The sequence below is a fragment of the Cryobacterium sp. Y11 genome (assembly GCF_002929535.1).
Lineage (GTDB): Bacteria > Actinomycetota > Actinomycetes > Actinomycetales > Microbacteriaceae > Cryobacterium.
Map to the genome: position 1 here is coordinate 225,884 of NZ_PJJO01000057.1, position 18,158 is coordinate 244,041.

The following is an 18,158-nucleotide window of genomic DNA, read 5'->3' on the forward strand; positions in this document are numbered from 1 at the left end:
AGAGTTGCGGGGGTTGATTTTATGATATTGACCTGTCCAACTCGCCTGTCATCCGGGCACGCGAACCTTCGTCGCCAGCATGGCGAGAAGCAAACTTAAAGGAGAAAACCCCCACATGGAGGGTCCAGAAATCACGTTCGCCGAAACCGTTATCGATAACGGCAAGTACGGCAAGCGCACCATCCGTTTTGAAACCGGGCGTCTCGCCCAGCAGGCGCAGGGTTCTGCCGCCGCGTACATTGACGACGAGACGATGCTGCTCTCCGCCACGAGCGTCAGCAAGCAGCCGAAGGACAACTTCGACTTCTTCCCGCTCACCATCGACGTTGAAGAGCGCATGTACGCTGCCGGCCGCATCCCGGGCAGCTTCTTTCGCCGCGAAGGTCGCCCATCGACCGACGCGATCCTCACCTGCCGCCTGATCGACCGGCCGCTGCGCCCGTCGTTCGTCGACGGCCTGCGCAACGAGATCCAGGTTGTCATCACCGTTCTGGCCATCGAGCCAGACGAACTCTACGACGTGCTCGCGATTAACGCGGCGTCCATGTCGACGCAGCTCGCTGGTCTGCCGTTCTCCGGACCGATCGGTGGCGTTCGCGTCGCCCTCATTCCCGACGAGAACGGTGGCGGCCAGTGGGTTGCCTTCCCGAAGCACTCGCAGCTGGACGACGCCGTATTCAGCATGGTCGTCGCCGGCCGCGTTGTCACGGATGCCACCGGTACGCAAGACGTCGCGATCATGATGATCGAGGCAGAAGCGACCGACGCAGCCTGGAACCTGATCAAGGGTGGCGCCATTGCGCCAAACGAAGCCGTCGTTGCTCAGGGCATCGAGGCGTCCAAGCCCTTCATCAAGCAGCTCGTCTTCGCGCAGCAGCAGGTAGCGGATGCCGCCGCCAAGCCGACCGCCGACTTCGCGTTGTTCCCTCCGTACCAGCCGGCCACCTACGACGCCGTCGCCGCGCTGTCCTACGACCAGCTCAAGACGGTCTACACGATTGCCGACAAGGTCGAACGTCAGAACGCCGACGACGCGCTCAAGGCATCCGTCAAGACCGCCATCGCGGCCAAGGTTGACGCCGGTGAGCTCGACGCGAGCGCTAACAACCAGGTCAACGCGGCATACAAGTCGGTCACCAAGCTCGTGGTGCGCTCCCGCGTGCTCAACGAAGGCATCCGCATCGACGGTCGTGGGCTGGCAGACATCCGTCCGCTCGACGCTGAGGTCGCGGTCATCCCGCGCGTGCACGGCTCGGCCATCTTCCAGCGCGGCGAAACCCAGATTCTGGGCGTCACCACGCTGAACATGCTCAAGCTGGAGCAGTCGATCGACTCGCTGAACCCGGTCACCAAGAAACGTTACATGCACAACTACAACTTCCCGCCGTACTCGACCGGTGAAACCGGTCGAGTCGGAACGCCGAAGCGCCGCGAGATCGGCCACGGAGCGCTCGCTGAGCGTGCACTGGTTCCCGTGCTGCCGACGCGTGAAGAATTTCCGTACGCCATCCGTCAGGTTTCCGAAGCGCTCAGCTCCAACGGATCCACCTCGATGGGTTCCGTCTGCGCTTCCACCCTGTCGCTGCTGAACGCCGGAGTGCCGCTGCGCGCCCCGGTCGCCGGCATCGCCATGGGCCTGATCAGCGACACCGTCGACGGTCAGACCCGCTACGCGGCCCTGACTGACATCCTCGGCGCCGAAGACGCCCTCGGCGACATGGACTTCAAGGTTGCCGGCACGAGCGAATTCATCACCGCGATTCAGCTCGACACCAAGCTCGACGGCATCCCCGCCTCGGTCTTGGCCGGTGCGCTGACGCAGGCGAAAGACGCCCGCACCACGATCCTTTCCGTATTGAACGCGGCGATCGACGCTCCGGACGAGATGGCGCCGACAGCGCCGCGCGTCATCAGCGTGCAGATCCCCGTCGACAAGATCGGCGAGCTGATCGGCCCGAAGGGCAAGACGATCAACTCGATCCAGGACACCACCGGTGCCGACATCTCGATCGAGGAAGACGGCACCGTGTACATCGGCGCCGTCGACGGACCGTCGGCCGAGGCCGCTCGCGCCCAGGTCAACGCCATCGCCAACCCGACCAACCCCGAGGTTGGCGAGCAGTTCCTCGGAACCGTCGTCAAGATCGCCGCGTTCGGCGCCTTCGTCTCGCTGCTCCCCGGCAAGGATGGTCTGCTGCACATCAGTGAGGTGCGTAAACTTGCAGGTGGTAAGCGCGTCGAAAACGTCGAAGACGTGCTCGGTGTCGGCCAGAAGGTTCTCGTGGAAATCACGAAGATCGATGACCGTGGCAAGCTGTCGCTCGCCCCGGTTCTCGACGAGGCTGCCGACACGGAGGGCCGCGCTGCGGCTTCCGACAGCGTAGACGCATCGACCGAGGCGGAGTAACAAGGTCTAGCCAGCCCCAATAGATCTCCCGATCACCTCTCGCCAGGTCGGTCGGGTAGACGGAAGGCCCGCACTGCTTGCAGTGCGGGCCTTTTCGCGTCCGTTGCGTGAAATGCAGCCTGTGCACGCCTTGTCGTGCCTGATGTCCGGGGCTACGGTACGTGGCATGACAAATCAACGGGTAACTTCACGATTCCTGCCGCGCCTGGGCGCCGTCGCCGTGCTCACGGCCGCCCTGCTCGCTGGCACAATGACAGCCCCTGCGCTCGCGCAGACCGACACGGGTCGCTCAGCCAAGGTTGCCGCGTCCGCTACCGGATACGTCGCCCTTGGTGACTCGTTCACCTCCGGCCAAGGCGCTCCACCGTACGTATTGGACGATCCCGCGTGCCTGCGTTCCAAACGCGCCAGCTACCCGATCTTCGCCGACCTGGTCAGTCCCTATAGGCTCACCTCGAACAACGCCTGTTCCGGCGCGAGCACAGCGGAAATCCCCCAGCAGCTTGCCGGTGTTAACCGCAACACCGCGCTGGTTACCCTGACCGTCGGCGGCATCGATGCCGGATCCAACATCGTCCTCGCGTCCTGTGCAGCGGACCCAGCCAGCACGGTCTGCCGCGGTGCCATCAACGACAGCGTGGCCCAGTTGAGCATTTTGGTCCCCAAGCTCGTCGGGACCTACGGGCTCGTGGCGGGGACGTTACCGCAGGCGAAGATCGCGGTGCTCAGCTATCCGCGGCAGTTCAAACCAGGGTTCTCCCCACTGGGCGACGTGCTCAATGGCGCCACCGACGCGTTGAACATCGCTATTGCCGGGTCCGTCGCAGCGATGGCGACTCCGCGCATCCATTTTGTTGACGTCTCGCAGGAATTCGCTGCCCACGGCATCGGGTCGCGGGTTCCGTTCTTCGCCTTTGATCCGTTGAACCCGTTCGCTCCGGCCAATTTTCACCCCAATGCGCTCGGCAATAGCCTCGGCTATGCGCGTGCCCTCGTGAATGACGGGGTGCTGCGCTTCCGGTAGCAGCTATCTAGTTGAAGGAATCATTAGGTAGCGATATACTAAACCTGTGTTGTCTTCTGGTTTGCCCGCCGCCCAATTGAAGTCCGACCTGTTCAAGTCACTCGGGCATCCATTGCGCGTGCAGGTATTGGAACAGCTCGTAGCCGGTGAACGCTCGGTGGGGTCTCTCGCCGAGGCGCTCGGCTGTGAGCTGTCCAACCTGTCCCAGCAACTTGGAGTGCTGCGGCGGGCCGGCATTGTCGTGACTCGCCGCGAGGGCAACTCCATCTTCTACGCCTTGCGGGACCAGGGAGCGGTCGAGCTACTGGCCGCCGCCAAGCGCATGGTGCTGGCCAACCTCGCCGACTCGCATGCCCTGCTCCGCCACCTAGAACAGGAATAGCGCCCGCCTGTTGCCGGTGGGCTGCCGAACTTTATAGCCATGGCAATGTCCACTCGGTAGTCGAGCTCGTCGAGACACGATCAGCGGATGCTGGTGCGGCGGGACCTCGCCAGTCGCTTCTCTCGACGGGTGAGGCCCCGTCTAGTCCTTGCGCATGTTTGGGCTAGCCCCCCGGCGCGGGAGCTACGCCGGTACGCGGGAGCTACGCCGGTACGCGGGAGCTATGGCGTGGCCAGAACCCCCGCGTACCGCGTCGCGCGGGAGCTGCGCCGCTGCGCGGGAGTTGGGCTTCCCGCGTAGCGGCGTAACTCCCACGCGGCGTGACGTGGTGGCCACTGACACGCCGCCGCGCTCGGAACAGAGCCATTCCGCCAACGTATTAGGCCGCTTGTGCCCTAGAAAGGCCCATCGACCACGGTGACTGTGTCTGCGAACCGCTGCCACCCCGACGGTCGAGCGTGCAAGACCGCCATAGACCGCCATAGACCGCCATAGACCGCCATAGACCGGTGTGACCCGGCCTCGGGATGGTTCGTATCCCGCTGGTCGAGCTTGCCGAGACCGCCATAGACCGGCGTGACCCGGTTTATAGGTCGTTGCCGGCGTAGGACAGGTTGAAACTCTTGTTGGCGAGTGGAAAGTCGGGAACGATCGTTTCTGAAAGCGCGACCGGCACTGCGGGCCAGTTCAAGAACGACGGGTCGACGATCTTGACCCTGGCAAGCGTTCCGTCGGCGGCAAGCTCGACCCGGTGCGTTGCTGTCCCTCTCCAGGCTTCGACCAGGGCCAGCCCGGTGCCAGCCGTTGTCGGGTTCACGCTGAACGCGGTGCCGGTGTGCCCCTGCAAACGCCGCAGCAGGTCGAGCACGAGCGCGGCGGACACCTCAACTTCGCGGGCCCGCACCGTGTACCGGGCGAGCACGTCGCCTCCGTCCTCGGTGACCACATGAAATGCTTCCCCGAGACTCACAAACGGATGCTCACGGCGGGCGTCGGTGTCGATGCCCGAGGCGCGCCCAACGTAGCCGAGCGTTCCGATCGCGATGGCGTGCGCCCGTGGCAGCCGCGCCGTGCCGGTGAAGCGGCCGCGAACGATGGCATGGCCAAGGGTAATGCTGGCCAGTTCCGCCATGGATGCCGCTATCCGGGTCAGATCGTCTGCTTTGGGCAGGGCGATGACCCTGGTGCCACCGACACACAGGGCTCCGCGGAGTAGGCGGTGCCCGGTAACGGACTTGTTGATGCGCATGAGTTGCTCGCGCAGGCCCTGGGCCTTGGCGTCGATGATGCCAAAACCTACGTCATTGGCGAGCGAGCCGAGGTCGGTCACATGGTTGTAGAACCGTTCGAGCTCGAGGAGCAGGGCGCGCAGTAGCCGGTCTGGCTCGGAAACCTCGATGCCAGCAGCTTGTTCGACGGCCATGATAAATGCCAGGGAGTGGCCGATGGTGGTGTCACCGCTGATTTGCTCCGCGAGCAGCACGCCTTCTGCCGCGGTCTTGCCCTCGAAAACCTTCTCAACGCCGCGGTGCAGATACCACTGGCGCGCTTCCATGCGCACGATCGTTTCGCCGACTACGGAGAAACGAAAGTGGCCCGGCTCGATGATGCCAGCGTGAATGGGGCCGACGGCGATCTCATAGACTCCGGGTCCTTCGACCGGAGCAAACGGAAACGACTCGACGTCGGGCTCGAACTCGGGCACGACGGTATTGGCCTTTAGCATCGGATACCAGCCACGCGGCCAGTGGCCGTGGCGCACCAGGCGGTGTGGCTGCGGGTGGTTTCGCGGCTCCACACCGTACAGGTCGCGCATTTCACGTTCGAAATTTCCAGCCGAAAACGACACCTCGGCGAGGCTGGGGATCCAGGCATCCGAGCGCGGCACGCTCACCGAGAGATCCGCGCGCCCTGTCCGGTCGAGGGGCGCAGTGGGGTCGGCCCCGACGAAAGAATAAACAATGCGAAACTGGTCCGCGTCCGCGTCCTCGTGACAGGCGACGAGGGCTAAGCGACTGCCGGCATCCAACAGTGCGCTAGCAGCCATGGCCAGGCGCGAACGGTCGACCTGTCGCAGCTCGGCGCCGTCGCCAGCGGCCAAACCGCCGTTGCTCTGGCCGCCCGCCGCCAACTCGTCGGCGGCTCGGTCTTGGGCCGTGATGTCATGGAGTCGTCGCTCGTCGCGCATCAGTGTGTACCTCCAAGAACGGCTGTGGCTGCACGCAGCAGCGTGCCGACCGGTTCGGCGACGAAGGCGATCGTTGCCGTGGTCGCGAGGGCCAGGATGATGGGCAGAATCGGCCCATGAGTGGAATAGTCCGGCGTCACGGCAACCTCCGTCGGGGGAGCACCGATGGTCATCTGCACGGTGAGGCGGGTAAAGGCGGCGAAGATCACGAGCAGCAAGACGAGGGCCGTGCCAACGACTCCACCCAGGCCTACCGACCAGCCAGCCATGATGATGCCGACCTCGGAGAAGAAGATGCTGAACGGGGGAAAGCCGACGATCGCGGCCATGGCGATGAGCCAGGGAATGGCCAGCCCTGGCCGTCGCACGAGTAGGGCGCGTACGTCGGAAATTACTGGGGTTCCCTCGATTTTCAGGATGCGTCCGGAGATCACGAACAGGGTCGCCTTGATCAGGCCATGGCCGAGAATGTACAGCAGCACCGCGGGCAGGGCGGCCGGGCCGATGGCGACACCGATCGCCATCAGGCCCATGTGTTCGATGCTGGAGTAAGCCAGCATCCGTTTGTAGTCGCGCTGCCGAATGAGCAAAGAGGCGGCCACGAGCAGGGAGAGCAGGCCGGCGATGCTGAGCATGGCGCGCAGAAACTCCGGACCGATCACGAGGTTGGTGATCGACTGGATGCGCAAAATGGCGTAAAGAGCGACCGAGAGCAGCACACCAGACATGAGGCCGGATACCGGCGCCGGGGCCTGACTGTGGGCATCCGGAAGCCAACTGTGCATCGGTGCCAGGCCGGCCTTGGTGGCGAAACCGAGCACGGCGAGGGCGCCGCCGGCCGTGATCAGTGCCGGGTCGAGACCGAGGTTTGCTTGACTGAGCAGCAGCCAGGACAGCGTGGGAGTGTCGGTGCCGACGGAGGCGGCGTAGATGAAGCCGATGCCCAGCAGCGCAATAGCCACGCCGACCGAACCGAGAATGACGTACTTCCAGGCGGCTTCCAGTGAGCGACGCGTGCGGTGGTGACCGACGAGGAACGCTGTGGCAATAGTGGTGGCCTCAACGGCCGCCCACATGAGACCGATGCTATCGGCGAGAACAGCGAGGGACATAGCCGCCAAGAACAGGGCGATCAGTGCCTCGTAACTGGCGGCATCCTTGGTGCGGCTGGAGGCAGCGCTGCTGAGCCCGCCCCAGGTCGAAATGAGGCCGACGGCTCCGACGACGCTGATCATGTAGGCGGAGAGGGCGTCGGCGCGGAGCAGCCCGTCGCCACTTGCGGGCACAGCACCATTCAGCACAGCACCCACCAGTAGCAAGCCGGAGACCAGCACCGCGCTTGAGGCGGCCACACCGACAAAGCGCCGTAATGACGACGTACGCAGCAGCAGGCTGAGTCCGGCGAGAGCGACCGGGCCGACCAGGGGAATCCACAGAACTACTGACATCAATCGTGCAACTCCCTCAGCTGATCGACGGCTGTGCCGCCGAACTTGGTACTCATGCGGCGCGTGAATACGTGCAAAATGAGCACGACCAGCAGCACGTCGAGGGAGAACGCGAATTCGAGCAGAATGGGCACCCCACCGCTGGTGAGAAAGGTGACGGTGGCAATACCGTTGTCGAGCAGCAAAAAGCCGATGAGTTGTGAGCGGGCGCGGCGCCGGCTGATCAGAAGTAGAAAGCCGATCAGCACCATGGCGAGTCCGATTGGTGCGGCATGACCGGTACTGGTGTTTCCAAGCCCGACGACGCGGCTGACGACCACGTAGCTGAGGATGGTCAGCAAAGTGACGGCGAGGAGAGCAGCGGTCGGGTTGAGTCGGGGCGACTCTTGAACGTGTTTGATTGCAGCCTTGGACTGGTGGGAGAGCACCCAGGGCAGACCGATGCCCTTGACCGAAAGGATGAGCAGCGACACCACAATGACCTCAACCTCACCCTCGGCGATGCCAATGACGGCCACGAGCGCCGCAAGCGCAATGCCTTGCAAAGCGAGCAACCGAATCGAGGCGAGCAGGGAGTGCCGCCAGACCATGAGTGCGCTGGTCAGCAAGAGGGATCCGGTGCACAGGCCGATTAGTTGGGGGTAGATGTTCTCAAACACGGATGCTCCTCAGGCGACCAGGTAGGAGGCGGTGACGGCGAGGAAGGCGAGGGCAAACGAGCCAGCGAGCAGCTCGGGCACCTGAAACAGGCGCGCCTTAGCGAGAAAGATCTCACCGACACTGAGCAGCACGCCCAGCAGCAACACTTTCACCGTGATGGTGACGACGCCAATCAAGAGGCCGAGCACGCTGAAGTCGGTGACGACCCCCCACGGCACGATCAGGTTACTGACCAGTCCAAGCAGGACGGCGAGTTTGAGCCAGGAGCCGACCTCGAGCCAGGCGAGGTCTCGACCGCTCGCTTCGAGCGTCATCGCCTCGTGCAGCATGGTCACCTCAAGATGGGTGCCTGGATTGTCGATGGGCAGCCTCGCGGTCTCGGCCATGATAGCGATCGACAGGGCGACGAGGGCGAGCACACTGACCGGTGAGATGATGAGCTCGGGGGAGAGCATCCGGGTTTCAACGATGGCCGACAGGGTGCTGGTTCCGGCCGGGATCGAAAACGCGTAGACCGACAGTAGTAGGGTCGGCTCAACGAGCGCCGCAACCGTCATGTGCCGGCTTGAGCCCATGCCGCCAAAGGCCGTTCCGCCGTCCAGGCCGACGAGGGCTAGGGCGACGACACCGATCAGCATGATGGAAACGATGACGAACAGGTCGCTGGGAACCAACGTGAATCCAATGGTGCCCACCAATGGCAGCAGCACGCAGAGTATGAGGCTGGACACGACCAGGGCGACCGGGCCGACCCGAAGCATCCAGCTACTGTCGATGCCGCGCACCGGGTTTTTCGCGAGCAGCTTGCGCAGGTCGCGCCAGGGCTGCCAGATTCCAGCTCCGGCACGGCCTTCGATTCTGGCCCGCACCTGGCGGATCACACCGATCAGCACGGGGGCGAGGAGCACAAACAGCACGACCTGCACGAGCGCGATGACGATGGCGCTCACATCGGTGGCGTTCATCGGGCGGCCGCCGTCAGTACGCGTTGGGACAGTGCGACGAAGGCGTAGTTGTTCGCGTCGTGAGTGTTCGTGTCGTAATTGTTCATAGGGAGACCACAATCAGCACGATCAGCAGCGCGACAAAGGAATAGGAGAGGTAGCGGTGAATGCTGCCGTTGGCGACGTGGCGAACAACAACGCCGTAGCGCTGAAACAGGTTGAGCACCGGCCGATAGAGTCGGATTTCAATCACGTCGGAGACGGTTTGTTCGACCCGAACGCGTTCCACCAGGTAACGAGACTCCGCCACGTGGGTGACCTGAACGTCGCGCGATGGTTTGAGCACGTCGTCAAAAACTCGCATGAGCGGCTCGGCATAGGAGGTCGCGGTGTACTGCATGCGGGGCCTCGCTCGGGATCCGCCGCCACCCCAGGGCAGGTCAACCGTGCGATGCGGATACCGACGGGCCGAGATGATGATGGCCACCAGCACCGGGATGGCAACCAGGGCAGACAGAACGACGAGCATGATCGGGTCGAGCACCGCGCCGATGCCCGGCAGGGAGACGCCGCCGAGGCCGACCGCCTGCACGGCGCTGGCGGGATCCCGGCTGACCGTGGTGGCCACGAGGGCGGCGATCGGCCCGGGCAGTAGTCCGAGGGCGAGCACGGCGAGCGCGCCGAGAATCAGCGAGATGCGCATCAGGTACGGCACCTCGCGGGAGTCCGCGGCTTCGGGGCTGCGCGGCCGTGCGAGAAAAGCGATGCCGTAGGCCTTCACGAAGGTGAGCAGGGCGAGGCCGGCGGTGAGCGCGATCACCGCGACTGCCAGTGGCATGGCAACGGATGCCGCGACAGAGACGACCGCCCCGTCTTGGCGACCGCCGTGAATGAGTGACTGCAGCAGCATCCATTCGGCGACGAAACCGCTCGTGACCGGGATGGCGGCCGCGCCGAGGCTCGCGATGCCAAACGCAGCCGCTGTAACGGGCATGCGGGAGCCGAGTCCGCCGAGCCGGTCGAGGTTGCGCTCACCGGTGGCGTGAATGATGGCACCGGCGCCGAGGAACAGCGTTGATTTGAACGCGGCGTGGCTGACGGCGAGCAGCAGGGCAGCGACGAGCGCGGCATCCGCTGCCGCTGTGGCATCGTAGCCGCGCAACAGCATGCTCGCGCCGAGGCCGAGAAAGACCAGGCCCATGTTTTCGGTGGTGGAATAGGCGAGCAAAACCTTGAGGTCGCTTGAGACCGAGGCTTGCAAAATGCCATACAGGGCTGAGGCGCCGCCGACGAGCATGATCGCGATGCCCCACCAGGCCGGGCCGTCTGGGAGCAGGCGCACGCAGACCAGCAGACCGCCGTAGACGCCGATCTTGACCATGGCGCCACTCATCGCAGCCGAGACATGGCTGGGCGCTTCTGGCAGTACCCGGGGTACCCAGACGTGTAGTGGTACGAGTTCAGCCTTGCCGCCGAAGCCGAGCAGAAACAGTACGAATGCAACGTTTGCTGCCGCGGAGCCGGGTTCGATGGCCTGCAGGTTGATGAAGCTGGTTCCGCCGGAGGCAGCGGCGAGCACGGCGAATCCGGCGAGAATGAAAAAGAAGCTCAGTTGCGACATGGCTGAGTACCAGATTCCGGCCGAGGCGACCGAGGCGCGGCTGGCGTGATCGGCCAGCAGCAGAACGGTGGAGCCGAGGGTCATGACCTCCCAGGCCAGTAGAAACGAGACCGAGTCGGTGGCGGCGGGTACGAGCTGCATACCAACGAGGAAGACCGGCATGGCCACCCAGGCAGTGCGGCTCGCGTCTGGACCGCGGGTCGAGCTCATTGAGTAGAGCGAGACGAGAATGCCAACGCCGGAGACGATGAGCATGAACAGGCCACCGAGACGGTCGGGCGCCAGCACGAGCGGATCCATCGGCAGTGCGATCGGTATGACCAGCCCGCCGGTGCTGCCAAGCATCGCGGCGAGACCGGTAACGAAGCCGGTCACGGCGATGAGGGTAGAGAGGATGCCGCCGGCCCGCGACCGCACAGACGGTGCCGCCAGCAAGGCGGTCACCACGGCCAGCGCGCCGAGGCCTAGTTGTAAGATCAGTCCCACTCCGATGCCGGTTTGCATGAGCAGGCCCGTTCCGGTCTCGGTGTGCAGCAGGAGTCCGGCTCCGATGCCGGTCATCGGCCGGTCATCCGGCGCAGTGCCCGCACGATGTCGGCCGGTTCCGGCGGACTGCCCGGCACCTCGATATCAACGTGTACGAAGTCAGAGACGGGCCCGATGATGCCGTAGCCCTCACGAAACGGGCCGCCGTGTAGGGCGCAGTCGCCGACCGCGATCACAAACCGGGGAGTTGGGGTGGCCTCGATCGTGCGGCGCATCGGCTCGGCCATATTGCGGGTGACGCTGCCGACGATCAGCACCACGTCGGCGTGCCGGGGCGAGGGAACGAGGCGCACGCCGTAGCGCTCCACGTCGTAGACCGGGCCAAATGCGGCCGACACCTCGAGCGCGCAATCGTTGCAGCCGCCAGCGTTAATGTAGCGCACCTGCACGCTGCCGCCGAAGACTTCCGCGCCCGGAAATAGGGGCGGGGCGGTCGGGGCGGGTTCGGCAATGCGTTCGCCGTGACGAATAAGGGTGGCTAATCGAAGAAAGCTCATCGGAGTTCCTGGCAAACATGCATATTCACGAAGCTGCGGCCTTCTCTGGGGAGCGCGAAGTCGAAGGAGGAAGTACAGGCGACGGATTTTGCGGGGCGTCTGGTTGATTGCCAGGTTACCAGCGCAAATAACTTCATTACTTCTTTATATATCTATATGAAGAATTTAGCAAATAGATCGACGGATGCGAGCCGGTCATGCCCGTCGGTCAAGCAGCGGCGTCAGCCGATAGGGGATGACCTCGCCCATCGCGAGCGACGTCTCGGTACGTTCCACACCGTCACAGGCGAGGATCGTGCCGTCGATGCGAAACAGATCCGCGGCATCCGTGCAGACCACCCGCACCAGCAGATCGGCCTGCCCGCTCATGCCGTGCGCCTGCACAATTTCGGGAATCTGCGCGAGGTCTAGAACGATCTGGGCGAGCCGTTTCTGCTGCACGTGTACCTCGATGAACGCGGTCAGCGGGTAGCCGAGCGCCGCCGGATTGATGCGACGATCGAAGCCGAGAAAGGCGCCCGAATCGTCCAAGCGCTTCATTCGGGCCTGCACGGTGTTGCGCGACAATCCCAGGGTGTCGGCGAGCGCAACAAAGGTGCTGCGCGGGTCGGCGGAAAGCGCTTGAAGTAGCTTGGTGTCGGTCTTGTCAAGGCTATACATAATGCAAAATATTAACACGGTGCGACGAGTCTGAATAGAGCGTTCTGCTCACTAATTTCGACAGTGGTTGTGCTCCTTGTCGCCTCGACATAGGCTCACGTCAACTTTAGCAATGACGCTTGGAGCTAACCATGATTGATTTCTCCCCCCAACCCGTGCAGCTTCTCTCGCTTGACGGCGAGCGGATGCCCCACGGCGATTTCGATAAGTGGGTCGAAGATCTCGATGGGCCGGCCCTCCTCGCCCTGTACCGCGACATGGTCGTGGTGCGCCGCATCGATACCGAGGCGACCGCCCTGCAACGCCAGGGTGAACTCGGCCTTTGGCCGCCGTTGCTCGGTCAGGAAGCCGCCCAGATCGGTTCGGCCCGCGCCCTGCGCAGCGACGATTTCATCTTTCCGAGCTACCGCGAGAACGCGGTGGCCTACTGTCGCGGCGTGAACCTGACCGACATCGTCAAGGTCTGGCGGGGCAACGCCCAGTCCGGCTGGGACCCGTACACGGTCAACATGGCGACTCCGGCGATCATCATCGGCGCGCAGACCCTGCACGCCACCGGCTGGGCGCTCGGTGCCCAGCGCGACGAGGTGGATTCCGTTGCCTTCACCTATTTCGGCGACGGAGCCACGAGTCAGGGCGACGTTAACGAGGCCATGGTCTTCGCGGCGAGCTTCCAGGCCCCGGTCGTGTTCTTCTGCCAGAACAACCAGTGGGCCATCTCCGAGCCGGTCGGGGTGCAGGCGCACCGCAATATCGCCGACCGGGCACCGGGCTTTGGCATTCCGAGTCTGCGCGTCGATGGCAACGACGTCATCGCGGTGATGGCGGCGACCCGCATGGCCCTCGACCGGGCCCGCACCGGCGATGGACCCACGTTTATCGAGGCCGTCACCTACCGAATGGGTCCGCACACCACAGCGGATGACCCCACCCGCTACCGCGATCCGGCCGAACTCGCCGAGTGGAAGACCCGCGACCCCCTGCTGCGGCTGCACCGGCTACTCACCTACCTCGGTGAAATCACCCCCGAGGTCGAAGCCGACACCCAGGCCAGAGCCGATGCCGCTGCCGCTGAGTTGCGGGTCGGCTGCATTGGCCTCCCAGACCCCGAGCCGCTCAGCGTTTTTGACCACGTTTATGCGACCCCGAACGCGACCCTCGAGCGCCAGCGCACCGACTACGCCGACTATCTGACGAGCTTCGGCAACGGAAAAGAGTGATGACCATGACTACCCTGATGACCCCCTCAACCATGGCGACGCTTCCCGGCCTGACAGCGCCGGCCCCCACCCCCCTGACCGAGACCAAAACCCTGACGCTGGGCAAGGCCATCAACGAGGGGCTTCGTCAGGCCATGCTCGACGACCCCAAGGTCGTACTGCTCGGCGAAGACATCGGAGCCCTCGGCGGTGTCTTTCGCGTCACGAGCGACCTGCTCGCCCAGTTCGGCGCTCGCCGCGTGATCGACACACCGCTGGCCGAATCCGGCATCATCGGCACCGCCGTGGGCCTGGCCTACCGCGGCTACCGCCCGGTCTGCGAAATTCAGTTCGACGGCTTCATCTTTCCCGGCTTCGACCAGATCGTCAGCCAGGTCGCTAAATTTCATTACCGCACCCAGGGCGCCGTGCGCATGCCGATCACCGTTCGGGTGCCGTTCGGCGGCGGCATCGGCGCGGCCGAACACCACTCCGAATCGCCAGAGGCCTACTTCAGCCACACCTCTGGCCTGCGCGTGATCGCCGTTTCCAATGCCCAGGATGCCTACAGCCTCATTCGGCAGGCCATCGCCAGCGACGACCCGGTGCTCTACTTCGAACCCAAGCGCCGATATCACGTCAAGGGCGAGGTCGTGCCAGAGCTGGGCGCTCCGATGGAGCAGGCCGTCATTGTGACTCCGGGAACGGATGTTACGCTCCTCACCTATGGCGCGCTCGTGTCGACCGCGAAGGATGCGGCGCTCGCCGCTTTCGATGAGGGCGTATCGATCGAAGTCATTGACCTGCGCTCACTGTCACCGGTGGATTATGCGGTGGTGGAGGCATCCGTTCGTAAAACCGGGCGCCTCGTTGTGACCCATGAGGCGGCCCGGTCGGGCGGGCTCGGCGGCGAGATTATCGCGACCGTCACCGAGCGCTGCTTCAGCTTTCTGGAATCTGCGCCGGTGCGGGTGACCGGCTTCGACGTGCCCTATCCGCCGGCCAAGCTCGAAAGTCACCACCTGCCCGATCTTGACCGCATTCTCGACGGCGTCGACCGGGTCATGGGGCGACGATGATCAAGGTGTTCAAGCTGCCTGACCTCGGTGAGGGGCTCACCGAGAGTGAGATTGTGGCCTGGCTGGTCGCGCCGGGTGACGAGGTCACGCTCAACCAGCACATTGCCGACGTCGAAACGGCCAAGGCCGTGGTCGAGCTGCCGAGCCCGTTTGCCGGAGTGGTGAGCGTGCTGCACCAGCCGGCCGGTGTGGTCGTGCACGTCGGTGAACCAATTGTCAGCTTCGATATCGGCGGCGACGCCGACACCCTCGATGCCGGTGCAGATGCCGGTGCAGTGGATGCTGCGGCCCAGGCTCCAGCTCCAGCTCCGGTCCCGGCCGCCGCCTCGGTCCCGGCCGCAGCCACCGCGCCAGCAGAGAAGCGCGAGGCTAACCTGGTCGGCTACGGCCCCGCCGTCGAACGCGGCGGCCACCCCCAGCGCCGACTACGCCCCGGTGTAGGCCCGTTGGGCGCCGCCGAATCGGCCGCTTCGACACAGACTGTCGTCGCTGGTGTCGACCAGGTGACGCCGGCCGCGGCATCCGCCGGACAGCCTGCCGCGGCATCCGTTGCGGAGCGCCCGCGCTCGACACCGCCGGTGCGCGCCCTGGCCCGCGACCTCGGTATCGACCTCAGGACCGTAACCGGAACGGGGCGTGACGGCCTGATCACGCGGGACGACGTGAGCGCTCACCTGACCCAGTCCGTGCCGGCCACCGGTCTTCCCGCGACGGCGCCCGACCGATCCGGGCCCGAAGCGTTCGAGCGCGAGACTCGTTCGCCGATCAAGAGCCTGCGCAAACTCACGGCCAAGGCCATGGTGCAGAGCGCGTTCACGGCGCCGCACGTGACCGAGTTTCTCACCATCGACGTCACACCGACCGTGGAACTGCTCGACTCGCTTCGCGCCGACCGGGCGTTTGCTGACGCCGGCATCGGAATCCTGGCCGTTGTAGCCAAGGCGCTCTGCCTGGCCGTTGGCCGCACCCCCGCGGTGAACACCCGCTGGGACGAACCCGCCGGCGAAATCGTGCAGTTCCACGACGTCAATCTCGGAATCGCTGCGGCGACCCCGCGTGGACTACTGGTACCCAACATCGTCGACGCCGACCGGCTCGACTTGCGCGGCCTCGCCGCGGCGATCGCCGAACTCACCACGGCGGCCAGGGCCGGCACTACGGCGCCGGCCGCGCTGTCGGGCGGCACGGTCACCATCACAAACATCGGGGTGTTCGGCATCGACGCCGGCACACCCATATTGAACCCGGGGGAGGCGGCGATCCTGGCGATGGGCGCCATCCGTTTGCGGCCGTGGGAGTATCGCGGCACGGTCGCCCTGCGCAAGGTACTCACGCTCAGCCTGTCGTTCGATCACCGTCTGGTCGACGGTGAGCAGGGCTCGCGCTTTCTCGCCGACATCGGCACCATCCTCGCCGACCCAGCCCGTGTCCTCACCATGGTGTAGCGCCCGCCCGATCCGCCCTTACCCCCGCCCGCGGTGGCTAAATCAGGAAATCCGGCCAAAATTTGGCTCGACGTGCGATTCTCGGATGGTTAGCCGACGATTTTCCTGAATTGGCCACACGGCGGACCGGCATTTCTGCCTTCATCTCCTGCACCAGTTGTTCATACCCACCTCGTGGCGCATAACTCCTGCAATTTGTAACAGTGCCCGCAAAGTTCCGCGGAATTCCGGGGCTGGCAAATTTCGAACCGGCTGATTGCAGGAGTTAGGCACCGGGTGGGCGGTTGACCGGGGTGGTGAGGCGTAGCAGAGTGGACGCATGGACGCTCATGGAGCACTTCTGGCCCCCTTCACGACAAAGAAACAGTTGACCGGCACCGCTTTCGTGCACCTAGACGGATGCCTGCATGCCAATTTTCGCACCCAGGACTTCGCTTCTGCCCTCGAACTGGTCAACCGGGTCGGTGAGGTGGCCGAGCAGATGAGCCACCACCCCGACGTGCGCCTCGGCTACGGCACGGTCTGGTTCACCCTCACTTCGCACGACGCGGGGGGAGTGACCAGTCGCGACCTCGACCTCGCCGCTCGGGTGCAGCAAATCGCCGACACCCTGGGCGCCACGACGGGCGATCAACAGCCGACCCGATATGACATCGCGATCGATTGCACCGATGCGGATGCCGTGCGCCCATTTTGGCGGGTCGGGCTCGGCTATGCCGAGGTTGCCGGCGACGACGGGATCGAGCTGGTCGACCCCCGCGGCCTCGCCCCCAAGGTCTGGTTTCAGAATATGGAAATCGCCCGCACTGACCGCAACCGCATCCACATCGACGTCTACGTGCCGAGCGACGATGCCGAAGACCGGGTCGCGGCCGTGCTCGAGGCCGGTGGCGTGGTGCTCGCCGACGAGCACGCACCCGACTGGTGGGTGCTCGCCGACGTCGAGGGCAACGAGCTCTGCGTCTGCACCGCCGCGTTTTGATCGGTAGGGCACCCGATCATGAACCCTGGCCAACAGTTGATTGAACTGTCCTGCTCAATCGGATAATTATGATGCCATGCACATCGTGACGACAACCGAAGCGAGTCGCTCCTGCGCTGCGCTTCGCTTCGCAGCGAGGCCGAGCGCGGTGAGACCGTGATCATCACTCGCGGCGGTCGTCGAATCGCGACCATCGGGCCGGCACTGTGAGTAACGGTGCCCAGTTCATCGTGCTGATGGCCTCAGGCGCAATTGATGAGGACTTTGCTGCCGAGGTGCGGGCGGCGCGATGCCGTCATGAGCGAGGAGCCACCGTGGCTCGACGATTGATCGTCGACACGGGCATTCTGGTCGCGGCGGAACGCGGAGGGGAGTACGTTCTCAAGCTGCCCTCAGAAGATGACGACCTGGTCACGATGCACTGGTCACCTCGGGCTGGCCGGGGTCAGCGCCGCAAGTGCCATCTCGGTCAGCAGTCGGCGCACGTCGGTAGGCAGCGTCACAACCGCGCTGTACGGTGTGGAGTTGATCAGCCCGAACGTTGCATGGGCGCGCAGGCGCAACTGTGCGGTTTCGACTGCAGGGTGCACCCGGTGCAACACGTCGACCCAGAGTTCCACGTATTCGCGCTGTAGTACCCGCACCCGGTGTCGGTCGGCCTCGGCGAGGCTGTCGAGGTCGCGGTCCTGCACGCGGATGACATCGGGGTTCGACAGTGCGAAGTCCACGTGAAAGCCGATGAGTGTGGTGAGCGCGCTGTCGGCATCCGCTGCCAGGGACATCACGTCTTGGCCGCCACGAAACAGGTCATCGCTGACACCAACCAGGAGCGCGGCGAGCACGGCCTGCTTTCCGCTGAAGTGGCGGTAGACGGCCGGCCCGCTCACTCCGACGGCAGCGCCGAGGTCTTCAATGGAGACGCCGTTGAATCCCGACTGGGCGAAGAGCGTGGCAGCGGCGGTGAGTAGGGCCGAACGACGATCCGCCTTGGCCTGGCTGCGCGGCGTGGCTTCGGTCGGTGAGCTCATGCGAGCCTTTCAACTAGACATTTCAGTTAGTTCTGGCTAACCTGAATT

Annotated in this window: 15 protein-coding genes; 7 read left to right on the forward strand and 8 right to left on the reverse strand. The window is 64.6% G+C overall.

Annotation, left to right across the window (positions count from 1 at the left end; translation table 11 throughout):
* Nucleotides 1-115 precede the first annotated feature (115 nt).
* From CXY75_RS11715 to CXY75_RS11725, 3 genes are all read left to right on the forward strand, one after another.
* The gene (locus CXY75_RS11715) at nucleotides 116-2,407 is read left to right on the forward strand and encodes a polyribonucleotide nucleotidyltransferase (RefSeq protein ID WP_104082986.1); all 2,292 of its coding nucleotides are present in this window, start codon (nucleotides 116-118) and stop codon (nucleotides 2,405-2,407) included.
* Between the two features lie 166 nt (nucleotides 2,408-2,573).
* The gene (locus tag CXY75_RS11720; protein WP_158251190.1) at nucleotides 2,574-3,431 is read left to right on the forward strand and encodes an SGNH/GDSL hydrolase family protein; all 858 of its coding nucleotides are present in this window, start codon (nucleotides 2,574-2,576) and stop codon (nucleotides 3,429-3,431) included.
* A gap of 46 nt (nucleotides 3,432-3,477) precedes the next feature.
* Nucleotides 3,478-3,813, forward strand: coding sequence for a helix-turn-helix transcriptional regulator (locus CXY75_RS11725; RefSeq protein ID WP_199182442.1), 336 nt, complete (start codon nucleotides 3,478-3,480; stop codon nucleotides 3,811-3,813).
* 586 nt (nucleotides 3,814-4,399) lie between these two features.
* On the opposite strand, the gene CXY75_RS11730 is transcribed toward CXY75_RS11725, so the two are convergent.
* The 7 genes from CXY75_RS11730 to CXY75_RS11760 all read right to left on the reverse strand — a co-directional run bounded on the left by CXY75_RS11730 (nucleotide 4,400) and on the right by CXY75_RS11760 (nucleotide 12,377).
* The gene (locus CXY75_RS11730; RefSeq protein WP_104082988.1) at nucleotides 4,400-6,001 is read right to left on the reverse strand and encodes an NADH-quinone oxidoreductase subunit C; all 1,602 of its coding nucleotides are present in this window, start codon (nucleotides 5,999-6,001) and stop codon (nucleotides 4,400-4,402) included.
* Nucleotides 6,001-7,449, reverse strand: a complete 1,449-nt coding sequence (locus tag CXY75_RS11735; protein WP_104082989.1) for a proton-conducting transporter membrane subunit — start codon at nucleotides 7,447-7,449, stop codon at nucleotides 6,001-6,003. Before CXY75_RS11735 ends, CXY75_RS11730 begins: the two co-directional genes overlap by 1 nt.
* Nucleotides 7,449-8,108, reverse strand: a complete 660-nt coding sequence (locus CXY75_RS11740; protein ID WP_104082990.1) for a hypothetical protein — start codon at nucleotides 8,106-8,108, stop codon at nucleotides 7,449-7,451. Before CXY75_RS11740 ends, CXY75_RS11735 begins: the two co-directional genes overlap by 1 nt.
* A 9-nt stretch (nucleotides 8,109-8,117) precedes the next feature.
* Entirely contained in the window at nucleotides 8,118-9,074 is a 957-nt protein-coding gene (locus tag CXY75_RS11745) for a respiratory chain complex I subunit 1 family protein (RefSeq protein ID WP_104082991.1), read from the reverse strand.
* 82 nt (nucleotides 9,075-9,156) lie between these two features.
* A complete protein-coding gene (locus CXY75_RS11750; RefSeq protein WP_233201857.1) occupies nucleotides 9,157-11,235 on the reverse strand; it encodes a proton-conducting transporter membrane subunit in 2,079 nt (692 codons plus the stop codon).
* Nucleotides 11,232-11,717 (reverse strand): NADH-quinone oxidoreductase subunit B family protein, encoded by a 486-nt coding sequence (locus CXY75_RS11755; RefSeq protein ID WP_104082992.1) that lies wholly within the window; start codon nucleotides 11,715-11,717, stop codon nucleotides 11,232-11,234. The genes CXY75_RS11750 and CXY75_RS11755 overlap by 4 nt, the downstream gene beginning before the upstream one ends.
* Nucleotides 11,718-11,912: 195 nt before the next feature.
* A complete protein-coding gene (locus tag CXY75_RS11760; RefSeq protein ID WP_104082993.1) occupies nucleotides 11,913-12,377 on the reverse strand; it encodes an Lrp/AsnC family transcriptional regulator in 465 nt (154 codons plus the stop codon).
* Between the two features lie 131 nt (nucleotides 12,378-12,508).
* Between CXY75_RS11760 and pdhA the strand changes: the two genes are divergently transcribed.
* The 4 genes from pdhA to CXY75_RS11780 all read left to right on the forward strand — a co-directional run bounded on the left by pdhA (nucleotide 12,509) and on the right by CXY75_RS11780 (nucleotide 17,082).
* Nucleotides 12,509-13,597: a pyruvate dehydrogenase (acetyl-transferring) E1 component subunit alpha gene (gene pdhA, locus CXY75_RS11765; protein WP_104082994.1), complete on the forward strand. Its 1,089-nt coding sequence runs from the start codon at nucleotides 12,509-12,511 to the stop codon at nucleotides 13,595-13,597.
* A 32-nt stretch (nucleotides 13,598-13,629) separates the two neighbouring features.
* Nucleotides 13,630-14,655: an alpha-ketoacid dehydrogenase subunit beta gene (locus CXY75_RS11770; RefSeq protein ID WP_104083061.1), complete on the forward strand. Its 1,026-nt coding sequence runs from the start codon at nucleotides 13,630-13,632 to the stop codon at nucleotides 14,653-14,655.
* Nucleotides 14,652-16,100 (forward strand): dihydrolipoamide acetyltransferase family protein, encoded by a 1,449-nt coding sequence (locus CXY75_RS11775; RefSeq protein ID WP_104082995.1) that lies wholly within the window; start codon nucleotides 14,652-14,654, stop codon nucleotides 16,098-16,100. Before CXY75_RS11770 ends, CXY75_RS11775 begins: the two co-directional genes overlap by 4 nt.
* A gap of 319 nt (nucleotides 16,101-16,419) precedes the next feature.
* A complete protein-coding gene (locus CXY75_RS11780; RefSeq protein ID WP_104082996.1) occupies nucleotides 16,420-17,082 on the forward strand; it encodes a VOC family protein in 663 nt (220 codons plus the stop codon).
* A gap of 425 nt (nucleotides 17,083-17,507) precedes the next feature.
* Here the strand turns inward: CXY75_RS11780 and CXY75_RS11785 are convergent, their stop codons facing one another.
* Complete coding sequence (locus CXY75_RS11785) at nucleotides 17,508-18,110, reverse strand: TetR/AcrR family transcriptional regulator (protein WP_104082997.1); 603 nt, start codon at nucleotides 18,108-18,110, stop codon at nucleotides 17,508-17,510.
* Nucleotides 18,111-18,158: the final 48 nt, after the last annotated feature.

Coding starts and splice junctions, on each gene's coding strand:
- CXY75_RS11745 (WP_104082991.1), bottom strand. CDS start 9,074: ATGAACGCCACCGATGTGAGCGCCATCGTCATCGCGCTCGTGCAGGTC.
- CXY75_RS11735 (WP_104082989.1), bottom strand. CDS start 7,449: ATGTCAGTAGTTCTGTGGATTCCCCTGGTCGGCCCGGTCGCTCTCGCC.
- CXY75_RS11760 (WP_104082993.1), bottom strand. CDS start 12,377: ATGTATAGCCTTGACAAGACCGACACCAAGCTACTTCAAGCGCTTTCC.
- CXY75_RS11780 (WP_104082996.1), top strand. CDS start 16,420: ATGGACGCTCATGGAGCACTTCTGGCCCCCTTCACGACAAAGAAACAG.
- CXY75_RS11720 (WP_158251190.1), top strand. CDS start 2,574: ATGACAAATCAACGGGTAACTTCACGATTCCTGCCGCGCCTGGGCGCC.
- CXY75_RS11775 (WP_104082995.1), top strand. CDS start 14,652: ATGATCAAGGTGTTCAAGCTGCCTGACCTCGGTGAGGGGCTCACCGAG.
- pdhA (WP_104082994.1), top strand. CDS start 12,509: ATGATTGATTTCTCCCCCCAACCCGTGCAGCTTCTCTCGCTTGACGGC.
- CXY75_RS11785 (WP_104082997.1), bottom strand. CDS start 18,110: ATGAGCTCACCGACCGAAGCCACGCCGCGCAGCCAGGCCAAGGCGGAT.
- CXY75_RS11730 (WP_104082988.1), bottom strand. CDS start 6,001: ATGCGCGACGAGCGACGACTCCATGACATCACGGCCCAAGACCGAGCC.
- CXY75_RS11755 (WP_104082992.1), bottom strand. CDS start 11,717: ATGAGCTTTCTTCGATTAGCCACCCTTATTCGTCACGGCGAACGCATT.
- CXY75_RS11770 (WP_104083061.1), top strand. CDS start 13,630: ATGGCGACGCTTCCCGGCCTGACAGCGCCGGCCCCCACCCCCCTGACC.
- CXY75_RS11750 (WP_233201857.1), bottom strand. CDS start 11,235: ATGACCGGCATCGGAGCCGGACTCCTGCTGCACACCGAGACCGGAACG.
- CXY75_RS11715 (WP_104082986.1), top strand. CDS start 116: ATGGAGGGTCCAGAAATCACGTTCGCCGAAACCGTTATCGATAACGGC.